18 protein-coding genes are annotated in these 19,221 nt (G+C 70.1%); 8 read left to right on the forward strand and 10 right to left on the reverse strand.

Going from position 1 to position 19,221, the window contains the following annotated elements:
• From ACILRB_RS10190 to pyrH, 6 genes are all read right to left on the reverse strand, one after another.
• Positions 1–615 (reverse strand): M50 family metallopeptidase (locus ACILRB_RS10190; protein ID WP_395666187.1); only part of this gene is annotated, 615 nt, incomplete at its 3' end.
• A gap of 57 nt (positions 616–672) precedes the next feature.
• Positions 673–1,953, reverse strand: a complete 1,281-nt coding sequence (gene dxr, locus ACILRB_RS10195) for a 1-deoxy-D-xylulose-5-phosphate reductoisomerase (protein ID WP_395666188.1) — start codon at positions 1,951–1,953, stop codon at positions 673–675.
• A 129-nt stretch (positions 1,954–2,082) separates the two neighbouring features.
• Entirely contained in the window at positions 2,083–2,973 is an 891-nt protein-coding gene (locus ACILRB_RS10200) for a phosphatidate cytidylyltransferase (RefSeq protein WP_395666189.1), read from the reverse strand.
• A gap of 33 nt (positions 2,974–3,006) precedes the next feature.
• Positions 3,007–3,780 carry an isoprenyl transferase gene (locus ACILRB_RS10205; RefSeq protein ID WP_395666190.1) on the reverse strand — a complete coding sequence of 258 codons (774 nt, stop codon included), beginning with the start codon at positions 3,778–3,780 and terminating at the stop codon, positions 3,007–3,009.
• Between the two features lie 173 nt (positions 3,781–3,953).
• Entirely contained in the window at positions 3,954–4,514 is a 561-nt protein-coding gene (gene frr / locus ACILRB_RS10210; RefSeq protein ID WP_395666191.1) for a ribosome recycling factor, read from the reverse strand.
• Between the two features lie 77 nt (positions 4,515–4,591).
• Positions 4,592–5,350: a UMP kinase gene (gene pyrH / locus ACILRB_RS10215; protein ID WP_395666192.1), complete on the reverse strand. Its 759-nt coding sequence runs from the start codon at positions 5,348–5,350 to the stop codon at positions 4,592–4,594.
• Between the two features lie 244 nt (positions 5,351–5,594).
• Here pyrH and ACILRB_RS10220 point away from each other — a divergent pair, with 244 nt between their 5' ends.
• Positions 5,595–7,025, forward strand: a complete 1,431-nt coding sequence (locus ACILRB_RS10220; RefSeq protein ID WP_395666193.1) for an ATP-binding protein — start codon at positions 5,595–5,597, stop codon at positions 7,023–7,025.
• Positions 7,022–7,684 (forward strand): response regulator, encoded by a 663-nt coding sequence (locus tag ACILRB_RS10225; RefSeq protein ID WP_395666194.1) that lies wholly within the window; start codon positions 7,022–7,024, stop codon positions 7,682–7,684. Before ACILRB_RS10220 ends, ACILRB_RS10225 begins: the two co-directional genes overlap by 4 nt.
• Before the next feature lie 4 nt (positions 7,685–7,688).
• Here ACILRB_RS10225 and dnaN read toward each other — a convergent pair whose 3' ends face one another.
• Positions 7,689–8,720, reverse strand: coding sequence for a DNA polymerase III subunit beta (gene dnaN, locus ACILRB_RS10230; RefSeq protein ID WP_395666195.1), 1,032 nt, complete (start codon positions 8,718–8,720; stop codon positions 7,689–7,691).
• 314 nt (positions 8,721–9,034) lie between these two features.
• On the opposite strand from dnaN, the gene ACILRB_RS10235 reads away from it, so the two are divergent.
• Positions 9,035–11,161, forward strand: coding sequence for a transglycosylase domain-containing protein (locus ACILRB_RS10235; protein WP_395666196.1), 2,127 nt, complete (start codon positions 9,035–9,037; stop codon positions 11,159–11,161).
• A gap of 60 nt (positions 11,162–11,221) precedes the next feature.
• On the opposite strand, the gene pyk is transcribed toward ACILRB_RS10235, so the two are convergent.
• On the reverse strand, positions 11,222–12,697 hold the full coding sequence (pyk, locus tag ACILRB_RS10240) for a pyruvate kinase (protein WP_395666197.1): 1,476 nt from the start codon (positions 12,695–12,697) through the stop codon (positions 11,222–11,224).
• Between the two features lie 204 nt (positions 12,698–12,901).
• On the reverse strand, positions 12,902–13,339 hold the full coding sequence (locus ACILRB_RS10245; protein ID WP_395666231.1) for a DUF1036 domain-containing protein: 438 nt from the start codon (positions 13,337–13,339) through the stop codon (positions 12,902–12,904).
• Between the two features lie 248 nt (positions 13,340–13,587).
• Between ACILRB_RS10245 and ACILRB_RS10250 the strand changes: the two genes are divergently transcribed.
• The 4 genes from ACILRB_RS10250 (at position 13,588) to ACILRB_RS10265 (ending at position 16,593) form a co-directional block, all read left to right on the forward strand.
• A complete protein-coding gene (locus ACILRB_RS10250) occupies positions 13,588–14,427 on the forward strand; it encodes an N-formylglutamate amidohydrolase (RefSeq protein WP_395666198.1) in 840 nt (279 codons plus the stop codon).
• 101 nt (positions 14,428–14,528) lie between these two features.
• On the forward strand, positions 14,529–14,726 hold the full coding sequence (locus ACILRB_RS10255; protein ID WP_395666199.1) for a hypothetical protein: 198 nt from the start codon (positions 14,529–14,531) through the stop codon (positions 14,724–14,726).
• 379 nt (positions 14,727–15,105) lie between these two features.
• Complete coding sequence (locus ACILRB_RS10260; protein WP_395666200.1) at positions 15,106–15,360, forward strand: DUF2312 domain-containing protein; 255 nt, start codon at positions 15,106–15,108, stop codon at positions 15,358–15,360.
• Positions 15,361–15,498: 138 nt separating this feature from the next.
• Entirely contained in the window at positions 15,499–16,593 is a 1,095-nt protein-coding gene (locus tag ACILRB_RS10265; protein ID WP_395666201.1) for an alkene reductase, read from the forward strand.
• Between the two features lie 37 nt (positions 16,594–16,630).
• On the opposite strand, the gene ACILRB_RS10270 is transcribed toward ACILRB_RS10265, so the two are convergent.
• On the reverse strand, positions 16,631–17,902 hold the full coding sequence (locus ACILRB_RS10270) for an adenosylmethionine--8-amino-7-oxononanoate transaminase (protein WP_395666202.1): 1,272 nt from the start codon (positions 17,900–17,902) through the stop codon (positions 16,631–16,633).
• A 170-nt stretch (positions 17,903–18,072) separates the two neighbouring features.
• On the opposite strand from ACILRB_RS10270, the gene bioF reads away from it, so the two are divergent.
• On the forward strand, positions 18,073–19,221 hold the full coding sequence (gene bioF / locus ACILRB_RS10275) for an 8-amino-7-oxononanoate synthase (RefSeq protein WP_395666203.1): 1,149 nt from the start codon (positions 18,073–18,075) through the stop codon (positions 19,219–19,221).

Below are 19,221 nucleotides of genomic sequence, written 5' to 3' on the forward strand. Positions count from 1 at the left end.
GACCGGCGCGCCGGCGCGGTCGACGACGAAGGTCAGCGCCACGTCGCTCGAAGCCTGGACGATGCGCTGCATGTCCTCGAAGCTGCCGATCGGCCGGCCGTCGATCGAGACGATGACGTCGCCGGGCCTGAAGCCCGCCGCCTCGGCCGCGCCGCCCGCCGTCACGGCGTCGACGACCGGCGTCAGCACGGCGCGGCCGTTGACGTAATAGACCCCCGAGAAGATGACGATCGCGAGGATGAAATTGGCGATCGGCCCGGCCGCGACGATGGCCGCGCGCTTCCACACCGGCTGGGCGAAGAAGCTGACCGCGCGCTCCTGCGGGGCCATCATGGCGGCCGCCTGCTGGTCGGTCATGGAGGCGCCGTTGGCGTCGCCGTGGAACTTCACATAGCCGCCGAGCGGAAGGGCCGCGACGCGCCAGCGCGTGCCGTGGCGGTCGACCGCCGCGAAGATCTCGGGGCCGAAGCCGAGCGAGAAGGCGTCGACCTTGACGCCGCACCAGCGGCCGACGAGGAAATGGCCAAGCTCGTGGAAGAACACCACGACGCTGAGCACGAAGATGAAGGGAAAGACATAGGTCGCGGCCGACCAAAGGGGCGAAAGAATATCCATCATCTCCTCATCGGGCGCGCGGCGCGCGGCCCGTCAGGCTGACGGACGCCCCTCGCTTCAGGACGCCGCCGCGCCCTGCGGCAGACGGGCGCTCGTCCGCTCACGCACGGCCCGGTCGATCTCGAGCGCTTCGGCGACCGTCTCCGGCTCGCGCGCCACGCCGTCGCCGAGCGCGCCGTCGCAGGCCTCCTCGACGAGCCGGGCGATCTCGTGGAACGAGATGCGCCGTTCGAGAAAGGCGGCGACGGCGATTTCATTGGCCGCGTTCAATACAGTAGGAAGCCCGCGCCCGGCGCGCAAGGCGTCGAGGGCGACGCGCAACGCCGGGAAGCGCGCGAAATCGGGCCGCTCGAACGTCAGCTGGCCGACGCCGGCGAGGTCGAGGCGGCGCGCTTTGGTCTTGAGCCGCGCCGGAAAGGCGAGGCAATGGGCGATCGGCACCTTCATGTCGGGCGCGGCGAGCCCGGCCGAGACCGACCCGTCCGTGAAGGCGACGAGCCCGTGCACGACCGATTGCGGATGCACCAGAACGTCGAGCCGCTCCGGCTCGATCCCGAAGATGTAATGCGCCTCGATGACTTCGAGGCCCTTGTTCATGAGCCCGGCGCAGTCGACCGTGATCTTCGGGCCCATCGACCAGTTCGGATGGGCGAGCGCCTGCTCCGGCGTCGCCGCGGCGATGGCCTCGAAGCTCCAGGCGCGGAACGGGCCGCCGGACGCCGTCAGCGTGATCATCTCGACCGCGGCGAGATCGGCCTCGCCCATCGCCTGGAACACGGCGTTGTGCTCGCTGTCGACCGGCAGCAGGCGCGTCCCCGAGGCCGCCGCCTGCTTCATGAAGGCGGGGCCGGCGCAGACGAGACATTCCTTGTTGGCGAGGGCGACGGTGCGCCCCGCCTGCAGCGCCGCGAAGGTCGGCGCGACGCCCGCCGTGCCGACGATGGCGCCGACGACGATGTCGGCCGGGCGCAGCGCCGCCTCGACCACGGCCTCGGGGCCCGCGGCCGCCTCGACGCCGGTGCCCGCGAGCGCGGCCTTGAGGTCACGATAGGCGGCGGGATCGGCGACGGCGGCGAAGGCGGCGCCGAGTTCGACGGCGGTCCTCGCCAGCGCCGCCGCGTCGCGCCCGCCGGCGACGGCCGAAACCGTGAAGGCGCCGCTCGCGCCCTTGACCACTTCGGCGGTGGAGCGCCCGATCGAGCCCGTCGCGCCGAGCACGACGAGGCTGCGCGGGGCGGCGCACGGCGCCGGCGCCCAAAACGCCTCGCGAGCGGGCGCGGGCGGCTCCTGCGCGCTCTCATGCGCGCTCTTGGGCCGCAGATGGACGACTTTTTTCATGACGTTCCGTCGAAGGGCGGGAAACGTCCCGATAACATCATGGGCGGCGACGAAAAGACAGTCGCGGCGGTTCGTTTCGGCGCGACTGTCGCCCATCGGCCACAGAGGCCGCAGCGGGGGCGAATGGGCTCAGGTCCAGTGAAACAGGCCGGACGGGCCGCGCAGCGCGGCGAGACCGGCGGCGAAGGCCGCGGCCGCGATGAAGCCGTCGAGCCGGTCCATGAAGCCGCCATGGCCTGGAATCAGCGCGCTCGAATCCTTGACCCCGAAGCGGCGCTTGACGGCGGATTCGAAAATGTCGCCGGCCTGCGACACGGCGGCGGCGGCGAGGCCCAGCAGGAAGACCGGCGCGAGCGTCGCGAAGGCCGGCGCGTCGGCCCCGTAAAGCCCGACGAGCGCGCCAAGGCTCGCGCCGGCGACGATCCCGCTGAGCGTGCCCGACCAGGTCTTGGACGGCGAGACGCGCGGCCAGAGTTTTGGCCCGCCGATCAGCCGGCCGCCGAAATAGGCGAAGACGTCCGTGCCCCAGACCGTGGCGCAGAGCCAGACGACGGCTTTCGCGCCGCCGCCGGCCGAGAAGAACAGAAGGCAGAGGGCGACGATGAGCGACCCCGCATAGGGCGCGCCGCAGAAGGCCCAGAGGCGCCGCCCCGGCCCCGCCGCGGCCGCCGCCAGCCCTCCGCCGGCCAGCAGCGCGAGGCAGGCCGCCGCATAAGTCTGGCGCGCCGAGAGATAGGCGGCCGCGCCCACGGCCGCCGCGACGGCGAGAAAGCGCAGGCGCGGGCGCAGCGTCTTGATCAGCGTCTGCCATTCATAGGCGACGGCGAGGGTGGCTGAGCACCAGATCAGGACGAAGGCCGCGCCGCCGAACACCACCGAGGCGAGCGGCGCGGCGGCCAGCACCAGCGACGAGACGACGCGGGGCGCAAGGTCGGCCATGCGCCGCCCCGGCCGCAGCGGGCCGCGTCCGCTCGTCCCGCGCGGGGCGCCGCCGGCGTTGTCGAGGCTTGTTTCGGCCATGGCGCGCGCGCCTGCGTCTCGAGGGGTGATGGCTCAGCCTCCGGCCACGCTCACGGCCGGGGCCGAGCCGCCGAAGCGCCGCTCGCGCTGGCCATATTCGGCGAGGGCGGCGGCGAAGGCCTTGCGATCGAAGTCGGGCCAGTGCATCGGCAGGAACACGAACTCCGAATAGGCCGCCTGCCAGAGCAGGAAGTTGGACAGGCGCTGCTCGCCGGAGGTGCGGATGATGAGGTCGGGGTCGGGCGCGCCGGCGGCGTCGAGCCGCGAGGCGAAATAGGCCGCGTCGACGGCGGACGGGTCGATCCGGCCCGCGCGCGCGTCCTCGGCGATCGCCCGGGCCGCGGCGGCGATCTCCTGCCTCGCCCCGTAATTGAAGGCGACGATCAGGGTGAGGCCGCCGCAGTCGCGGGTCGTGGCTTCGGCCTCGGCGAGGAGCGCGCGGACGTCGGGCTTCAGGTCGTCGCGCCGGCCGATGATCCTGACCTTGACGTCAGCCTTGCGCAAATCGGCGAGGTCGTTGCGGATGAAGAACTTCAGGAGGCCGAGGAGATCGGAGATCTCCTCCTGCGGGCGGCTCCAGTTTTCGACCGAGAAGCTGTAGACGGTGAGATAGTCGAGCCCGAAGTCGATCGCGGCGCGCACGGCGCCGCGCAGCGCCTCGAGGCCGCGACGATGGCCTTCGATGCGCGGCAGGCCGCGGGCCGCGGCCCAGCGGCCGTTGCCGTCCATGATGACCCCGACATGAACGGGCGCGCGCTTGTCCGGCGTCGCCGCGGCCGGCGTCTTGTTCGAGAACATGCTTCGCATCGCGTCCTGGCGCCGCCTTCTAGAGCATCTTCAGCGGAAGCCGCACACTCCCGCCTCCGGAACATGCGTTCAAGCAAAGAATTGAAGCGCAGGCCAGCCGGGCCCCGCGCCTGAACGGCGCAAGCCGCGGGACCGTCGCGCGCGCCGGGGAGGGGCGTCAGAACCGGGGCGCGTCAGACCTGCATGATCTCCTTTTCCTTGGCGGCGAGGGCGGAATCGACGTCGGCGACGAACTGGTCGGTCGCCTTCTGCACCTCCGCCTCCTGCCGCTTCTGGTCGTCCTCGCTGATCTCCTTGTCTTTCAGGAGCTTCTTCAACATGTCGATGCCGTCGCGCCGCACATGCCTGATGGCGACGCGGGCGTCCTCGGCGTATTTGTGGGCGACCTTGGCCATCTCCTTGCGCCGCTGCTCGTTGAGCTCGGGGATGCGGATGCGCAGCACCAGCCCCTCGGTCATCGGCGAAAGGCCGAGATTGGAGTTGCGGATCGCCTTTTCGACGGCGCCGACCATGCCCTTGTCCCAGACCTGCACCGAGAGCATGCGCGGCTCGGGCACGCTGATCGTCGCCACCTGGTTCATCGGCATGGACTGGCCATAGGCCTCGACATGGATGGGTTCGAGCAGGCTCGCCGAGGCGCGTCCGGTGCGCAGGCCGCCGAGTTCATGCTTCAGGGTCGCGATCGCGCCCTGCATGCGCCGCTTGAGGTCGGCGAGGTCGAAGTCTGCGCTCATCTGGGGCGGTCCTGGCTCATGATCCTGCTGAACGCCGCGCCCCGGCGCGTCGACGGGGGCGGCCCGACGCGCCGGCCTTAAGGCGAGACGAGGCTGAAGCGCCCCTTCCCCTGCAGCGCGGCGCTGATCGCGCCCGGCTCGCGGATGGAAAAGACGATTATCGGAATCCGGTTCTCCCGCGCAAGGGCGAAAGCGGCCGTGTCCATCACCGCGAGATTCTTGGCGATCGCCTCGTCCTGCGACAGGGCTTCGTAGCGCGTGGCGTTCGGGTCGCGCTTGGGGTCGGCCGAATAGACCCCGTCGACCTGGGTCGCCTTCATGATCAGGTCGCACGAAAGCTCGGCGCCGCGCAGCGCCGCGCCGGTGTCGGTCGTGAAGAAGGGATTGCCGGTGCCGCCGGCGAGCACCACGATGCGGCCCTTGCCGAGGTGATGCAGCGCCGCCTGCCGCGAGAACGGCTCGCACAGCGAGGGCATGGGCACGGCCGAGAGGGCGCGCGCGCTCTGCCCCTCCTTCTCGATCGCATATTCGAGGGCGAGCGCGTTCATCACCGTGGCCAGCATGCCGATGGAGTCGGCGCGGGCGCGCTCGATGCCCTTGTCGGCCCCGGCGATGCCGCGGAAGAAATTGCCGCCGCCGACCACCACCGCCACCTCGACCCCGAGCGCGGCCGAGGCCGCGAGATCGGCGGCGATATGGGTCAGGGTCGGCATGTCGAGGCCATGCGAGCCCGGCCCCATCAGGGCCTCGCCCGACAGCTTGACGACGACGCGGCGCCAGGGCGAAGGCGAAGACGCGGCCGTCGCGCCGGCCGAGGTTTGCGCAGTATGGGTCATCGCCGCCGTCCTCACAATGAGCGCAGGGTCGTGCCGCTGGAGGCGTCTCCAGCGTAAGTTGCGGATTTCGGCCGTCTTCGCGCGCTGCTCGAAACCGGGCGCGCCGCGGCGGGCGCACCATGGCCATGGCTCAGGCGCCCGTCAAGCCTCTTCGGCCCGCGGCCGGACGTCGCCGAAAGCCCCGCGCAAGCGCCGCGGTTTCAGGCATACTCGCCGCTCAAACGCTCCTGGAATCCCGCCGCGCATGGCCGTCCGTCTTTTTCGCGATTCGATCCTCGCCCGGCTCGCGCTGATCCCTTCCGTGATCCTCGCGCTCGGCATCGCCGTCGCGATCGGCGCGACGCTCGCCGGCGCGCGCGGGCGCATCGCCTCGGAGGAAGCCTCGGGCGTCACGCTCGGGGATCATCTGATCCGCTTCGCGCTCGACGACCTCGCCGCGGCCAGAAGCCCCGGCGACCGGGCGGCGACGGCGCGTCGGCTGCGCGAGGGGCTCGCCCAGATCCGCCACATCCGCGTCGCCTTCCCGGACGCGCCGCCGCCGCCGCCGTCGAATCTCGCGCCCGCCTGGTTCACGGCGCTGCTGCGCCCGCCGGAAATCGTCAAGACCTATTCGCTCGGCGGGGGCGCGGAGCCGCGGGGCGAGATCGTCATGCGCGGCGAGCCCTCCGACGAGTCGGCCGAAATCTGGTCGGGCCTCCTGTTCCTGACCGCGCTGCTCGGGCTCCTGTCCTTCGCCATCGTCACGCTCATGGTGGCGGCGGCGCGCCATGCGCTCGCGCCGCTGCGCCAGCTGCTCGAAGGGCTCGACCGGCTCGGGCGGGGCCAGTTCGGCGCGCTGCCGCAGATCGGCACGGGCGAGCTCGCCCCCATCGCCGCCCATTTCAACCGGCTCTCCGCCACGCTCGCGCGCTCGGAGGCCGACAATCATCTCCTGATCGACCGGCTGATGTCGGTGCAGGACGCCGAGCGCAAGGAGCTCGCGCGCGAACTGCATGACGAATTCGGCGCCTCGCTGTTCGGCATCAGGGCGGCGGCCTCCTGCATCGTCGAGGCCGCCTCCGCCGAGGTCGGGCCGGAGGCGAAGACCGAGATCGTCGAACGGGCGCGCAGCGTCTCGGCCCTCGCCGACGCCATCCAGAAGCAGAACTACCGCATTCTCGAGCGCATCCGCCCCATGGTGCTGCGCCAGATGGGGCTCGCCGAGGCGCTCGCCCAGCTCGTCGAAAGCTTTCGCGCGCAGCACAAGGAGTTTTCCTGCGCGATCGAGGTTTCGGAGACGGCCGCCGGGCGGCGCTTCGACGAGGAGGCGAGCCTGACCGCCTATCGCATCGCCCAGGAGGGGCTGACCAATGTCGCGCGCCATTCGGGCGCGGATTCGGTCTGCGTCTCGATGGAGGTCGCGCGCGCGCCCTCCGGCGCTGAAGAAATCCGCCTCGCGGTCGAGGACGACGGCGTCGGCCCGCCGCCCGAACTGCGCTATGGCTATGGGCTGCTCGGCATGAGCGAAAGGGTGCGCAAGCTCGACGGACGTCTTACGATAAAAGAAGGCGAGGCCGGCGGGACGCGAATCGAGGCGGTCATTCCGCTCGCGCCGCAAAGAGCGCAGAACGAAACGCCCCGGCCCACAGGGGCCGAAACCACGGCCGAAGGCGCGCAGGGAGGCGCGGAGTCATGACGGCGGGAGCCAAGATTCTTCTCATCGAGGATCATCCGATCGTGCGCGACGGCTGCCTGCGCATCCTCGCCCGGCGGCCCGACTTCACCGCCGTCGAGGCCGCGACCGCTCAGGCCGGGCTCGCGGCCAACCGGACTTTTCTGCCCGACGTGATCATCCTCGACCTCGAACTGCCGGACCTTGGCGGGCTCGACGCCATGCCCGAGCTCTTGAAGGACAATCCCTCCGCCCGCATCGTCATCTTCAGCATGTATGAGGCGGCGAGCTTCGTCACCAAGGCGCTGGAGCGCGGCGCGCGCGGCTATGTGACCAAGAACGACGACCCCAACGCCATTTTGCAGGCGGTGGACAAGGCGCTCGCCGGCGCGGTCTATCTCGGCCAGTCGGTGGCGCAAAACCTCGCGCTCGCCAATTTCGAACCGGCCGACGACCCGCTGCGGGCGCTGAGCGAGCGCGAGAAGCAGGTCGTGACCCTGCTCGGCGAGGGCAAGAGCCTGTCGGAAATCTCGGCGGCGCTGGCGATCGGCTACAAGACCGCGGCGAACATCGTCTCGACGGTCAAGCAGAAGCTCGGCATCGGCACGAGCCCGGCGCTGATCAAATTCGCGGTGGAGCTGAGGGGGCGGGGGGCAAGGGGCGCGGGCGAGGGGCGGGCGTGAGGCGTCACACCCGCATCGGCATCAGCACATAGAGCGCGCTCGCGCCCTCGCGGTCCTGCGCCAGAGTGGGAGAGCCGGGGTCGGCGAGCTTGAACAGCGCCGTGTCGCTGTCGAGCTGCTCCATGATGTCGAGCAGGTAGCGGGCGTTGAAGCCGATGTCGAGCGGCGCGGAATCATAGTCGACGTCAAGCTCCTCCTGCGCCGAGCCCGACTCCGGGTTCGTCACCGAAAGCGTCATGCGTCCGTCGGCGATGGCGAGCTTGACCGCTCTGCCCCGATCCGAGGAAATGGTCGAGACGCGGTCGACCGCCGCCGCGAAAGGCGCGCGGTCCACGATCAACCGCTTGTCGTTGCCGGCCGGAATGACCCGCATATAGTCCGGGAAGGTGCCGTCGATCAGCTTCGAGGTCAGCACCACGTCGCCGAAGGTGAGCCGGATCTTGGTCGTCGAAAGCTCGACCTTGACGTCTTCGGACAGGCCCTCGACGAGCTTCTGCGTCTCGGTCACGGCCTTGCGCGGCACGATCACGCCGGGAACGCCGGCGGCCCCCTTGGGGCAGGCGATCTCGACGCGCGCGAGCCTGTGCCCGTCGGTCGCGACCGCGCGCAGGACTGTCTCGCCCCCCTCCTCCATGGAATGCAGGAAGATGCCGTTGAGGTAATAGCGCGTCTCCTCGTTCGAGATCGCGAACTGGGTCTTGTCGATCAGCTTTTTCAGGTCGGCCGGCGCGAGCATGAACTCATGGCTGAACTCGCCCGTCGCAAGATCGGGAAAATCGCCGTCGGGCAGGGTCTGGAGCGTGAAGCGCGAGCGGCCCGAGCGCAGCTGGAGCTGGCCGCCGTCGCCCATGGCCTCAAGCGAGACCTGCGCGCCGTCGGGCAGCTTGCGCACGATGTCATAAAGCGTATGCGCCGGAAGCGTGGTCGAGGCGGCGGCCTCGTTGGACAGGATCGGGATGGTGTTGCGCCGCTCCACCACGCGATGAACATGGCCGAGCGATTTGAGCAGGGCCGCTCGCTCAAGGGTGACTTTCATGGCGCGTCCGTTTCCTCTTATAAAACCGTGCGCAAGCCAGTGAGCCTCGGCCGGGGGCGAGACTTTGGCGCGGCGCGGCAATTTGCGCAAGCGGCGCAAGGCGTTTCCCACCGGCTTCCTGCGCGCCGGCCCGCAGACGGGGCGGACGCAAAACCACCGCAATCGCCGGGCCTTTACCCGTCGTTAAGCCCGGCCGGGCCAGCATCGGCGCGGGCGGCGGAGTCCCGACGGAGAAGGGCGACGCAGCCTTCATGAGCAGGCGCGAGACGGACGAGCGGCTTGAACCCCATTTCGGACCGGCGCGGAAGCCGTTGATGGCGCAGCGGGGCGAACGGCCCGGCCGGGCGCGCAAGCCGGCGAAGGCGCGCCGCAGGCGGCGCTCGGGGCTCGTCGGCGCGCTGTCGCTCGGGCTGACGCTGGCGGTATGGGGCGGCGTGGCGGCGACGGCGGTGGTCGGCTACCACATCACCCAGCTCCCGCCGATCGACAAGCTCGAGGTGCCGAAGCGCCCGCCCAACATCGCCATTCTGGCCGACGACGGGGCGCTCCTCGCCAATCGCGGCGACACGGGCGGGGCGAGCGTCAAGCTCTCCGACCTGCCGGCCTTCGCCCCGAAGGCGTTCGTGGCGATCGAGGACCGGCGCTTCTATTCGCACTGGGGCGTCGACCCCATCGGCGTGCTGCGCGCGGCGACGCGCAACGCCGCAGGCGGCGCGACGCAGGGCGGCTCGACCCTGACCCAGCAGCTCGCGAAAAACCTGTTCCTGACGCAGGAGCGAACCTTTTCGCGCAAGATCCAGGAGGCGATCCTCGCGGTCTGGCTCGAGCGCAAATATTCCAAGAACCAGATACTCGAGCTTTATCTGAACCGCGTCTATTTCGGCTCGGGCGCCTATGGGATCGAGGCCGCCTCGCAGCGCTATTTCGGCCATCCGGCGCGCGCGCTCACCCTGCCCGAGGCGGCCATGCTCGCGGGCCTGATGAAGGCCCCGACCAAGCTCGCGCCGAACCGCAACCTGAAGGGCGCGCAGGAACGGGCGGCGCAGGTCGTCGCGGCGATGGCCGAGGAAGGCTTCGTGACGCCGGGCATGGCGCAATACGCCCTCGCCAATCCGGCGACGCCGGCGAAGCCGAAGGGCGCGGGCTCGGCCAATTACGCGGCCGACTATGTGATGGACGTCCTCGACGACACGATCGGCGCGGTCGACGAGGACATCGTGGTGACGACGACGATCAGCGCGCGGCTGCAGGCCGCGGGCGAGGCCGCGCTGACGCAGGAGCTCGACGCCAAGGGCGCGAAATTCGGCGTCGAGCAGGGCGCGCTGGTCTCGATCGAGCCGAACGGCGCGATCAAGGCGCTGATCGGCGGGCGCAACTACGCCGACAGCCAGTTCAACCGCGCGACGGCGGCCAAGCGCCAGCCGGGCTCGGCCTTCAAGCCCTTCGTCTATCTCGCCGCGCTCGAACATGGGCTGACGCCGGCGAGCGTGCGCGACGACGCCCCGATCAACGTGCGCGGCTGGACGCCGGAGAATTATTCGCGCCAGTATTTCGGCCCGGTGACGCTGACGAAGGCGCTCTCCCTCTCGCTCAACACGGTCGCGGTGCGGCTCGGCCTCGAGGTCGGCCCCAAGGCGGTGATCAACGCCGCGCATCGCCTGGGGATCGAATCCGAGCTGACGCCCAACGCCTCGATCGCGCTCGGCACCTCGGAGGTGACGCCGCTCGAACTGGTTTCGGCCTATGCGCCCTTCGCCAACGGCGGCGTGGCGGTCGAACCCTTCATCATCCTGCGCGTCAAGACGGCGGCCGGCAAGCTGCTCTACCAGCGCAAGTCCTTTTCCAACGGACGGGCGATGGACGCGGCCTATGTCCCGATGATGAACGCCATGATGCAGGAGACGCTACTGACCGGCACGGCGCGCAAGGGCGAGCTGCCGGGCTGGCAGGCGGCGGGCAAGACCGGCACGAGCCAGGATTTCCGCGACGCCTGGTTCGTCGGCTATACGGCGCGGCTCGTGACCGGCGTGTGGCTCGGCAATGACGACAACTCGCCGACCAAAAAGGCCTCGGGCGGCAATCTGCCGGTGGAGATCTGGTCGCGCTACATGCGCGTCGCGCATCAGGGCGTTCCGCCGCAGCCGCTGCCCGGCGGAATCTGGCGCGCGCCCGAGGCGGCGCCTTCCTTCTGGCCGGGCGCAGGGCAGGACGCGGCGCCGGTCGAAGTCGCCCCGCCGCCGCCCGTGGCGGAGGCCGGCGCGCCGGGCGCGCCCTCCCCCGCGACGGGACCCGCGCCCGCGGCCCAGCAGCCGCGCCGCGCCGCGGCCGACCCGACGCAGGGCGGCTTCGCGCCGCCGGGCCTCATTCCCACGCAGGGGCGCGCGGCCGGGCGGCCGCCGGCGCGGGAGAAGAATTTCTTTGAAAGCCTGTTCGGCGGCTGAGCGCGTTCCATTTTGACGCGAAAGGCCGATCCCGCGGGACCGGCCTTCGCGCCCGCCGCGTCAATCCGCCGGCTCTTTTTCGAGCGTGGCGCAATGGGCCTTGGCGGCGGCGGCCGCCGCCTCGTCGACGAAGTCGATGCGCACCATATTGGTCGCGCCGGGCGTGCCGAAGGGGACGCCAGCCACGGTGATGATGCGGTCGCCGACGAAGGCGAAGCCCTCGCGATAGGCGAATTTGGCGGCGCGCCGCGTCATGTCGTCGATGTCATGCGCGTCCTTGGTGACGAGCGCGTGCACGCCCCAGGCGATGGCGAGCCGGGCCGCCGTCTCCGGGTAAGGCGTGAGCGCGAGCACCGGCGCGACCGGGCGCTCCCGCGCGATGCGCAGCGCCGTCGCGCCTGACGCCGTCCAGGCGACGATCGCCTTGAGGTCGAGCGTCTCGACGACGTTGCGCGCGGCGATGGCGATGGCGTCGGCCCCCGTCGCCTCGGGCGCCGTGCGCTGGGCGTTGATGATGCTGCGGTAATAGGCGTCGCGCTCGACCTCCTCGGCGATCCTGTTCATGGTCGCCACGGCCTCGACCGGATAATGGCCGGCGGCGCTTTCGGCCGAGAGCATGACCGCGTCGGCGCCCTCGAACACGGCGGTCGCCACGTCCGACACTTCGGCGCGCGTCGGCACCGGCGAGTTGATCATGGACTCGAGCATCTGCGTCGCGACCACCACCGGCTTGCCGAGACGGCGGGAGATGCGGCTGATGCGCTTTTGCAGGCCGGGCACCTTTTCGAGCGGCATCTCGACGCCGAGGTCGCCGCGCGCGACCATCAGCCCGTCGGAGATTTCGACGATCTCCTCGAGCCGCGCGATCGCCTGCGGCTTCTCGATCTTCGACATGACGGCGGCGCGCCCGCGCGCGAGCTTCTTGACCTCGGCGACGTCGTCGGGCCGCTGCACGAAGGAGACGGCGACCCAGTCGACGCCGGCCGCAAGCCCGGCTTCGAGATCGGCGCGGTCCTTGTCGGTCATGGGCGAGACGGGAATCTCGGTGTCGGGCAGGCTGACGCCCTTGCGGTTCGAGATTTCGCCGGCGACGTCGACGCGCGCCACGGCGCGGTCGGCCTCGGCCTCGACCACATAGAGGCGCACCTTGCCGTCGTCGACGAGCAGCGTGTGGCCGGGCGCGAGCGCCTTGAGGATTTCGGGATGCGGCAGGCAGACCCTTGTTTCGTCGCCGGGCTCGGGATTCGAGTCGAGCGTGAAGGTCTGGCCAGGCTTGAGCTTGACGGCGCGGTCCCTGAACAGGCCGATGCGCAGCTTCGGTCCCTGGAGATCGAGCAGGATCCCGATCGGGCGGCCGGATTCGGCCTGCACGGCGCGGATCATGCGCACCTGCTCGCGCATCGCGTCATGCGAGGCGTGGCTCATGTTGATGCGGAAGACGTCGGCTCCCGCCCTGTGCAGGGCGCGCAGCGTCTCCTCCTTGGCCGAGGCCGGCCCGATGGTCGCGATGATTTTGCACCGACGCAGTCGCCGCATGAGAGCCTCTTTTCGGGGAAGCCGGGGCGGCGGGCGGGCCCTGCGGCTGTCGCGACGCGTCCGGACGGTAAGATCGTCGATCGTGACCCGCCGGCGGCGGCGTGGTCCCGCATGCTGTTTAAAGCGCTTTTGTTTCCTTTTTACGCCAGCGCCGCGGCGCTCCTGAAGACGCGCGGGCCGGCCGGACGCGTCCGGCCGCGAGGCTCACGGCCTCGCCGCGGCGGCGTCGGTGAGCTGAACCGTCCAGTTCTTCGCCTCCTTGCCGGTGTCGACTTCAAAGAAGCCCGTCCGGTCGAAGCCCCTGACATAGCAGTCCTCGCGGCCGAGAATGCGGAATTCGCGGTCGCGCGTGCACATGAAGGCCTTGCCCTTCCACTCCGCGCCGCGTTCGTCCTGGGCGTAGAGATAATAATATTCGGCGGCGAGCGCGCCGCGCACCAGCGTCTCGCAGGCGCCGGGCTTCAGGTTCCACCAGCCCTCGCTGACCCATGTCGCGCCGTCCGTATAGGCGAGCGAGACGCTGACCCGATTCGCCGTGGCGTTGCACAGGCGGAAATCGGCGAGCGCCGGCGCGACGCCCAGAGCCGCGACGAGCCCGGCAAAGGCCCCGAGCGCGACGGCGGGCGTAAACCTTCGCCGCACAGCCGTCAAGATTGCGGTGATCCGCTTTGTCAACACCGACCTCTGGAGGAGTCCCGCAGGACGATGGCCGCTTCTAGCGCGCGCGGGCGGCGATGGCCAGCAAGCCCGCCCGCCGCGCCGCGGGCGCGGGGCCGCGGGCGCGATCACATTTTCTCCTGCGGGCGGGCGCGGCTTTGGCGCATGGTTGCGGCCGCGCCCCGGCCGGGCGATGGTCGCCCGCCTGAAACCCGAAGGAGCGACGCCGACCGATGACCGAGCCCGATTTTCCGCGCGAGCCGGATCATGATCCGGTCGAACGCATCGAAGGCCCGCTCGACGCCGGCGTCCTGTTCATCTGCGACCACGCCTCCAACGCCCTGCCCGCGCGCTATGGATCGCTCGGCCTGCCGCAGGGCGAGCTCGAACGCCATATCGGCTATGACATCGGCGCGGCGACGCTGACGCGGCGGCTCGCCGCCCTCGCCGGCGCGCCGGCCGTGCTGTCGCGCTTCTCGCGCCTGCTCATCGACCCCAACCGCGGCGCCGACGACCCGACGCTGGTCATGCAGCTGTCCGACGGCGCGATCGTGCCGGGCAACGCCGGCGTGAGCGCCGAGGAGGTCGAACGCCGCGTCGCGCGGTTCTGGCGTCCCTATCGCCAGGCGGTTTCGGAGGCGATCGAGGCGATGGCCGCGAGGGGGCCGCTTCCCGTCGTGCTCTCGATCCATTCCTTCACGCCGACCTGGCGCGGCGTCGTGCGGCCATGGGAGATCGGCGTCCTGTGGGACACGGACCCGCGCCTCGCCCTGCCGCTGATCGCGGCGCTCGGGGAGGCGGGGTTCACGGTCGGCGACAACGAGCCCTATGACGGCGCGCTCGAAGGCGACACGCTGGACGAAGAGGTGACGCGGCGCGGGCTCGCCGGGATCCTGATCGAGGCGCGCCAGGATCTTGTCGCCTCGATCGAGGACGCCGAGAGCTTCGCCGACCGGCTCGCCCCGATCATCGCGGCGCAGATCGCCAGGCCGGAGCTGCGCGAGCCGGCCTTCCTGCCGAGCCGCACCGGCCGCCACAGGCGCCGCGTCGCGGCCGACGCGGCGTCAGGCTAAAGCCGGCACGCCGATTGCTGCTTCATGGTCAGCGGCGTCATTTATTAGGTAAACTGCTTACATAATAACTGAACGCTCGTGAAGAAGCAAGGATAAATCAAATGGCGGACCACAAAGTTACAGTTGAACAGCTCCCGAGTGGCAAATGGGCCTGCTTTCTCCACTTGCCCGACCATGATCAGCCGATCGACCTCGGCAAGCAATTCAAGAATGACGAGCAGGCCGAAAACTGGCTCAACGTCTCTGAATCCGTAACGGCCATCGATATGATGATCCGCAAATACAAGAAGACGGCCTGAAACCGGCCGGCGCGGCGGCCGCCCGGCCGCCGCGCCATAAAAACTGATCTATTTCAATATGTTGTCGCCTTGAACAAAAGCGCGCCGCGCCGATGTGCGTGAAATTCCTGTCCACTTTCGAACAGGTCAGATTTGAAACGCGTCCGCGCTCCCGCCTCCAGACCCTTTCGCCGGACCTTTTCGCCCCATGGTCTCCCTCTCCGCCGTCTGCGGATAGCGGGGACAAGGCCGCGCCCGGCTTGACCGGCGCGGCGCGACGGCGCATGGGCGCGATTTCGCCCGCCTGGCCACAGGGATTTTATCGCTTTTGTTAACGCCCTCGGCCTATCGGAAAGGACGGCGCCTTTCGGCCCGCACGCAGTTGGAGGAGCTTGCGCTCATGACTCAAGACATCGCCGACAGCGGCGTCGCCGCCGCCGAGCTGACCCAGTTCGTGGAGCGCGTCGAGCGGCTCGAAGAAGAAAAGAAGGCGCTCGCCGACGACATCCGCGACGTCTACGCCGAAATGAAGGGCCGCGGCTTCGACGTGAAGGTGGTGCGCCAGATCGTCCGCATGCGCAAGCAGGACCACGCCGAACGCATGGAGATGGAGGCGATCCTCGAACTCTACATGTCCGCCCTGAATATGAAATAGCCCCAGTCGTCATCACGCTGTAAAAAAAGACGGCTTCAACGCGCCCGCCCGCATCAACGCCAGGGCCCCTTCGCGCGTTGGAGCGTGGACGCGGCGGACCGGATCCGCCCGCGCGCTTTTTCGTCCCTGGAGCACACGATGACCGCAGACGCCGAAATCCTGTTTTCGCCCTTCACGCTCGGCGATCTGCGCCTGCCGAACCGCATCGTCATGGCGCCCCTGACGCGCAGCCGCGCGAGCAGGGACACGCTCGCGCCCAACGACCTCAACGCCCAATATTACCGCCAGCGCGCCAGCGCCGGCATGATCGTCACGGAGGCCACGCAGATCTCGCAGGAGGGCCAGGGCTATGTGTGGACGCCCGGCCTCTACGACGAGGCGCAGGTCGAAGGCTGGCGCAAGGTCACGCAGGCGGTGCATGAGGAAGGCGGGCTGATCTTCAACCAGCTCTGGCACGTCGGCCGCATCTCCCATGTCGATTTGCAGCCGAACGGCGCCGCGCCCGTCTCCTCCTCCGCCGTCGCCGCACGGGTCGAGACTTTTCTTGCGACGGGCCGCGCGCCCGTTTCGACGCCGCGCGCGCTCGAAACCGACGAGATCGCCCGCGTCGTCGAGGATTACCGCAAGGCCGCCGCGAACGCCAAGCGCGCCGGCTTCGACGGCGTCGAGATCCATGGCGCGAACGGCTATCTGATCGACCAGTTTCTCAAGGACGGCGTCAACCGGCGCACGGACCGCTACGGCGGCTCGGTCGAAAACCGCCTGCGTTTCCCGCTCGAGGTCGTCGACGCGGTGCTGTCGGTCTGGGACCGCGCCCGCGTCGGCATGCGCCTCTCGCCGGTGAGCCCCGCGAACGACGCGACCGACAGCGCGCCCGAAACCGTGTTCTTCCCGCTCGTCGAGGCGCTCAGCCGCCGCGGCCTCGCCTATATTCATGTGGTCGAAGGCGCGACGGGCGGCCCGCGCGACGTCGCGCCGTTCGACTTCCAGAAGCTGCGCAAGAGCTTCGGCGGCGCCTATATCGCCAACAACGCCTACACGCGCGCGCTCGCCGTCGAGACGCTCGAAGCCGGCCGCGCCGACCTCATCGCCTTCGGCAAGCTGTTCATCGCCAACCCCGACCTCGTCGAGCGCCTGCGCGAGGATGCGCCGCTCAACGCTCCAAACCCCGAAACCTTTTATGGCGGCGACGCCAAAGGCTATACGGACTATCCCGCGCTGAACGACGCCTGAGGGCGGCCCTGCGGCCGGAGAAGTCTGGCGCCGGGGGCTAAAATCCGCCTCGGCTCAGCACGGCGAAGATCGCGTCGGTCAGGCGCTTCAGCTCGTCGTCGGAAATGGTGAAGGCCGGCGTCAGATAGACGATGTCGCGGAACGGGCGCACCCAGACGCCTTCCGCGACAAGCCGGCGCTTCAGCCCGTTCATGTCGGCGATGCGCTCAAGCTGCACGACGCCGATCGCGCCGAGAACGCGCACGTCCGTCACGCCCGGCAGCGCGCGGCACGGCTCAAGATCGCGCGCGAGCGCCGCCGAAATGCGCGCGACCTGCGCAAGGCGCGGCTCGCGCTCGAACAGGTCGAGCGAGGCGTTGGCGGCGGCGCAGGCGAGCGGATTGCCCATGAAGGTCGGCCCGTGCATGAGCGCATGGGCCGGGTCGTCCGACCAGAAGGCCTCGAACACGGCGCCGGAGGCGACCGTCGCCGCGAGCGCCATGGTCCCGCCGGTGAGCGCCTTCGAAAGCGTCAGGACGTCGGGCGAGACGCCCGCCGCCTCGCAGGCGAACATGGCGCCCGTGCGGCCGAAGCCCGTGAAGATCTCGTCGAAGATCAAAAGCAGGCCGTGACGGTCGGCGGCCTCGCGCAGCAGGCGCAAAACCCCGGGCTCATGAAAAATCATGCCGCCCGCGCCCTGCGCCAGCGGCTCGACGATGATGGCCGCAAGGTTTTCGCCCTGCGCTTCGAGCGCCGCCTCGAACGCCGTCCGCGCGCGCTCATGCGTCGGAAGCTCGACGACGAGCTGCTCGGCGAGCGCGCCCCGAAACAGCGAATGCATCCCCTCCTCGGGATCGCACACCGACATGCAGGCGAAGGTGTCGCCATGATAGCCGCCGCGGAAGGAGACGAATTTGTTTCGTCCGCGCGCGCCCCGGTTGAGGTGGTATTGCAGGGCCATCTTCATCGCCACCTCGACCGCGACCGAGCCCGACTCGACAAAGAACACGCGCGACAGCGGAGCGGGCAGCAGCGCCGCGAGACGCGCGGCAAGACGACAGGCCGGCTCATGCGCGAGGCCGCCGAACATGACATGCGGCATGGCTTCGAGCTGGCGGCGAACGGCCTCGGCGACATGAGGGTGGTTGTAGCCGTGGCAGGCGGTCCACCAGCTCGCGAGTCCGTCGACGAGTTCACGCCCGTCGGCGAGCGTGAGGCGCGCGCCGCGCGTCGAAACGACCGGCAGCGGCGCGGGCGCGGTCTTCATCTGGGCGTAGGGCAGCCAGACATGGGGAAGGCCGGACTGAAGCCAGGGCGGGTCCGCGCTCATCGTCAAACCCCGCCTGCTCGAACCCCGCCGGACGCCGCATTGCGTCGGCGCTCCGGTTGCGCCACTTTCGCGCGAGCGCCGGCCGAAACCCGCCCCCCTGGCCGCGCCGATTGCGTTAAGCGCCGCGCCCGCAAACGTCAATCTCCCCTTCCCCGCGCGCCCCGGCGCCCATGAACAGCCTCGACGCCTTCGCCGCCGCCAAACTCGCCGAGCTCGACGCGGCCGGCCTGCGCCGGCGCCTGACGCCGGCCCTGCGCGAAGACGGCGTGCATATCCTGCGCGACGGCCGCAGGCTCGTCTCCTTCTCCTGCAACGACTATCTCAACCTGTCGCATCATCCAGCCGTCAAGGCGGCGGCGAAGGCCGCGATCGAGACCCATGGCGCAGGCGCCGGCGGCTCGCGGCTCGTGACCGGAAACACGCCGCTGCTCGAAGAACTCGAACGGCGGCTCGCCCGCTTCAAGCGGCTTGAGGCCGCGATCGTGTTCGGCTCGGGCTATCTCGCCAACGCCGGCATCACGCCGACGCTCGCCGGCGCCGGCGACCTCATTCTCGTCGACGAGCTCGCGCACGCCTGCCTCTTCGCCGGGACGCAGCTTTCGCCGGCGAAGACGCTGCGTTTCCGCCATAACGACGTCGCCCATGCGCGCGCGCTTTTCGCCGCCCATCGCGGCGGCGCGCGCCACGCCCTGCTGCTGACGGACGGCGTGTTCTCGATGGACGGCGACCTCGCGCCGCTCGCCGAGCTCGCCGCGCTCTGCGCCGACCATGACGCCTGGCTCCTGAGCGACGACGCGCATGGTCTTGGCGTGCTGGCGGACGGGCGCGGCTCGGTCGCGGCGGCCGGCTCTCCGCCCGCGCCGCTGCAGATGGGCACGCTGTCGAAGGCGATCGGCGGCTATGGCGGCTATCTGTGCGCCTCGGCGCCGGTCGTCGACCTCATGAAGACGCGGGCGCGCACCTTTGTTTATTCGACCGGCCTGCCGCCGGCGAGCGCGGCCGCGGCGATCGCCGCGCTCGACGTCATTGAAAGCGATCCCGCGCTGACCGCGCGCCCCCTCAAGACCGCGCGCGCCTTCTGCGCGGCGCTCGGCCTCGCGCCGGCGCAAAGCCCCATCGTGCCGCTCGTCCTCGGCGCGCCGCAGGCGGCGCTCGAAGCCTCGCGCAGCCTCGTCGAGGCCGGCTTTCTCGTGACCGCCATCCGCCCGCCGACGGTGCCGCAGGGCACGGCGCGTCTTCGTTTTGCGTTTACCGCGGGCCATGGCGAAGACGACGTCGCGCGGCTCGCGCAGGCCGTGCGCGCGCTCATGCGGAGGTGA

Origin of the sequence: Methylocella sp. (assembly GCF_044226135.1) — a bacterium.
Taxonomy (GTDB): domain Bacteria; phylum Pseudomonadota; class Alphaproteobacteria; order Rhizobiales; family Beijerinckiaceae; genus Methylocapsa.

What these genes read in the sequence shown, in the direction of transcription:
- dxr (WP_395666188.1), bottom strand. Translation starts at nt 1,953, where the DNA reads ATGAAAAAAGTCGTCCATCTGCGGCCCAAGAGCGCGCATGAGAGCGCG.
- ACILRB_RS10200 (WP_395666189.1), bottom strand. Translation starts at nt 2,973, where the DNA reads ATGGCCGAAACAAGCCTCGACAACGCCGGCGGCGCCCCGCGCGGGACG.
- ACILRB_RS10205 (WP_395666190.1), bottom strand. Translation starts at nt 3,780, where the DNA reads ATGCGAAGCATGTTCTCGAACAAGACGCCGGCCGCGGCGACGCCGGAC.
- frr (WP_395666191.1), bottom strand. Translation starts at nt 4,514, where the DNA reads ATGAGCGCAGACTTCGACCTCGCCGACCTCAAGCGGCGCATGCAGGGC.
- pyrH (WP_395666192.1), bottom strand. Translation starts at nt 5,350, where the DNA reads ATGACCCATACTGCGCAAACCTCGGCCGGCGCGACGGCCGCGTCTTCG.
- ACILRB_RS10220 (WP_395666193.1), top strand. Translation starts at nt 5,595, where the DNA reads ATGGCCGTCCGTCTTTTTCGCGATTCGATCCTCGCCCGGCTCGCGCTG.
- ACILRB_RS10225 (WP_395666194.1), top strand. Translation starts at nt 7,022, where the DNA reads ATGACGGCGGGAGCCAAGATTCTTCTCATCGAGGATCATCCGATCGTG.
- dnaN (WP_395666195.1), bottom strand. Translation starts at nt 8,720, where the DNA reads ATGAAAGTCACCCTTGAGCGAGCGGCCCTGCTCAAATCGCTCGGCCAT.
- ACILRB_RS10235 (WP_395666196.1), top strand. Translation starts at nt 9,035, where the DNA reads ATGGCGCAGCGGGGCGAACGGCCCGGCCGGGCGCGCAAGCCGGCGAAG.
- pyk (WP_395666197.1), bottom strand. Translation starts at nt 12,697, where the DNA reads ATGCGGCGACTGCGTCGGTGCAAAATCATCGCGACCATCGGGCCGGCC.
- ACILRB_RS10250 (WP_395666198.1), top strand. Translation starts at nt 13,588, where the DNA reads ATGACCGAGCCCGATTTTCCGCGCGAGCCGGATCATGATCCGGTCGAA.
- ACILRB_RS10255 (WP_395666199.1), top strand. Translation starts at nt 14,529, where the DNA reads ATGGCGGACCACAAAGTTACAGTTGAACAGCTCCCGAGTGGCAAATGG.
- ACILRB_RS10260 (WP_395666200.1), top strand. Translation starts at nt 15,106, where the DNA reads ATGACTCAAGACATCGCCGACAGCGGCGTCGCCGCCGCCGAGCTGACC.
- ACILRB_RS10265 (WP_395666201.1), top strand. Translation starts at nt 15,499, where the DNA reads ATGACCGCAGACGCCGAAATCCTGTTTTCGCCCTTCACGCTCGGCGAT.
- ACILRB_RS10270 (WP_395666202.1), bottom strand. Translation starts at nt 17,902, where the DNA reads ATGAGCGCGGACCCGCCCTGGCTTCAGTCCGGCCTTCCCCATGTCTGG.
- bioF (WP_395666203.1), top strand. Translation starts at nt 18,073, where the DNA reads ATGAACAGCCTCGACGCCTTCGCCGCCGCCAAACTCGCCGAGCTCGAC.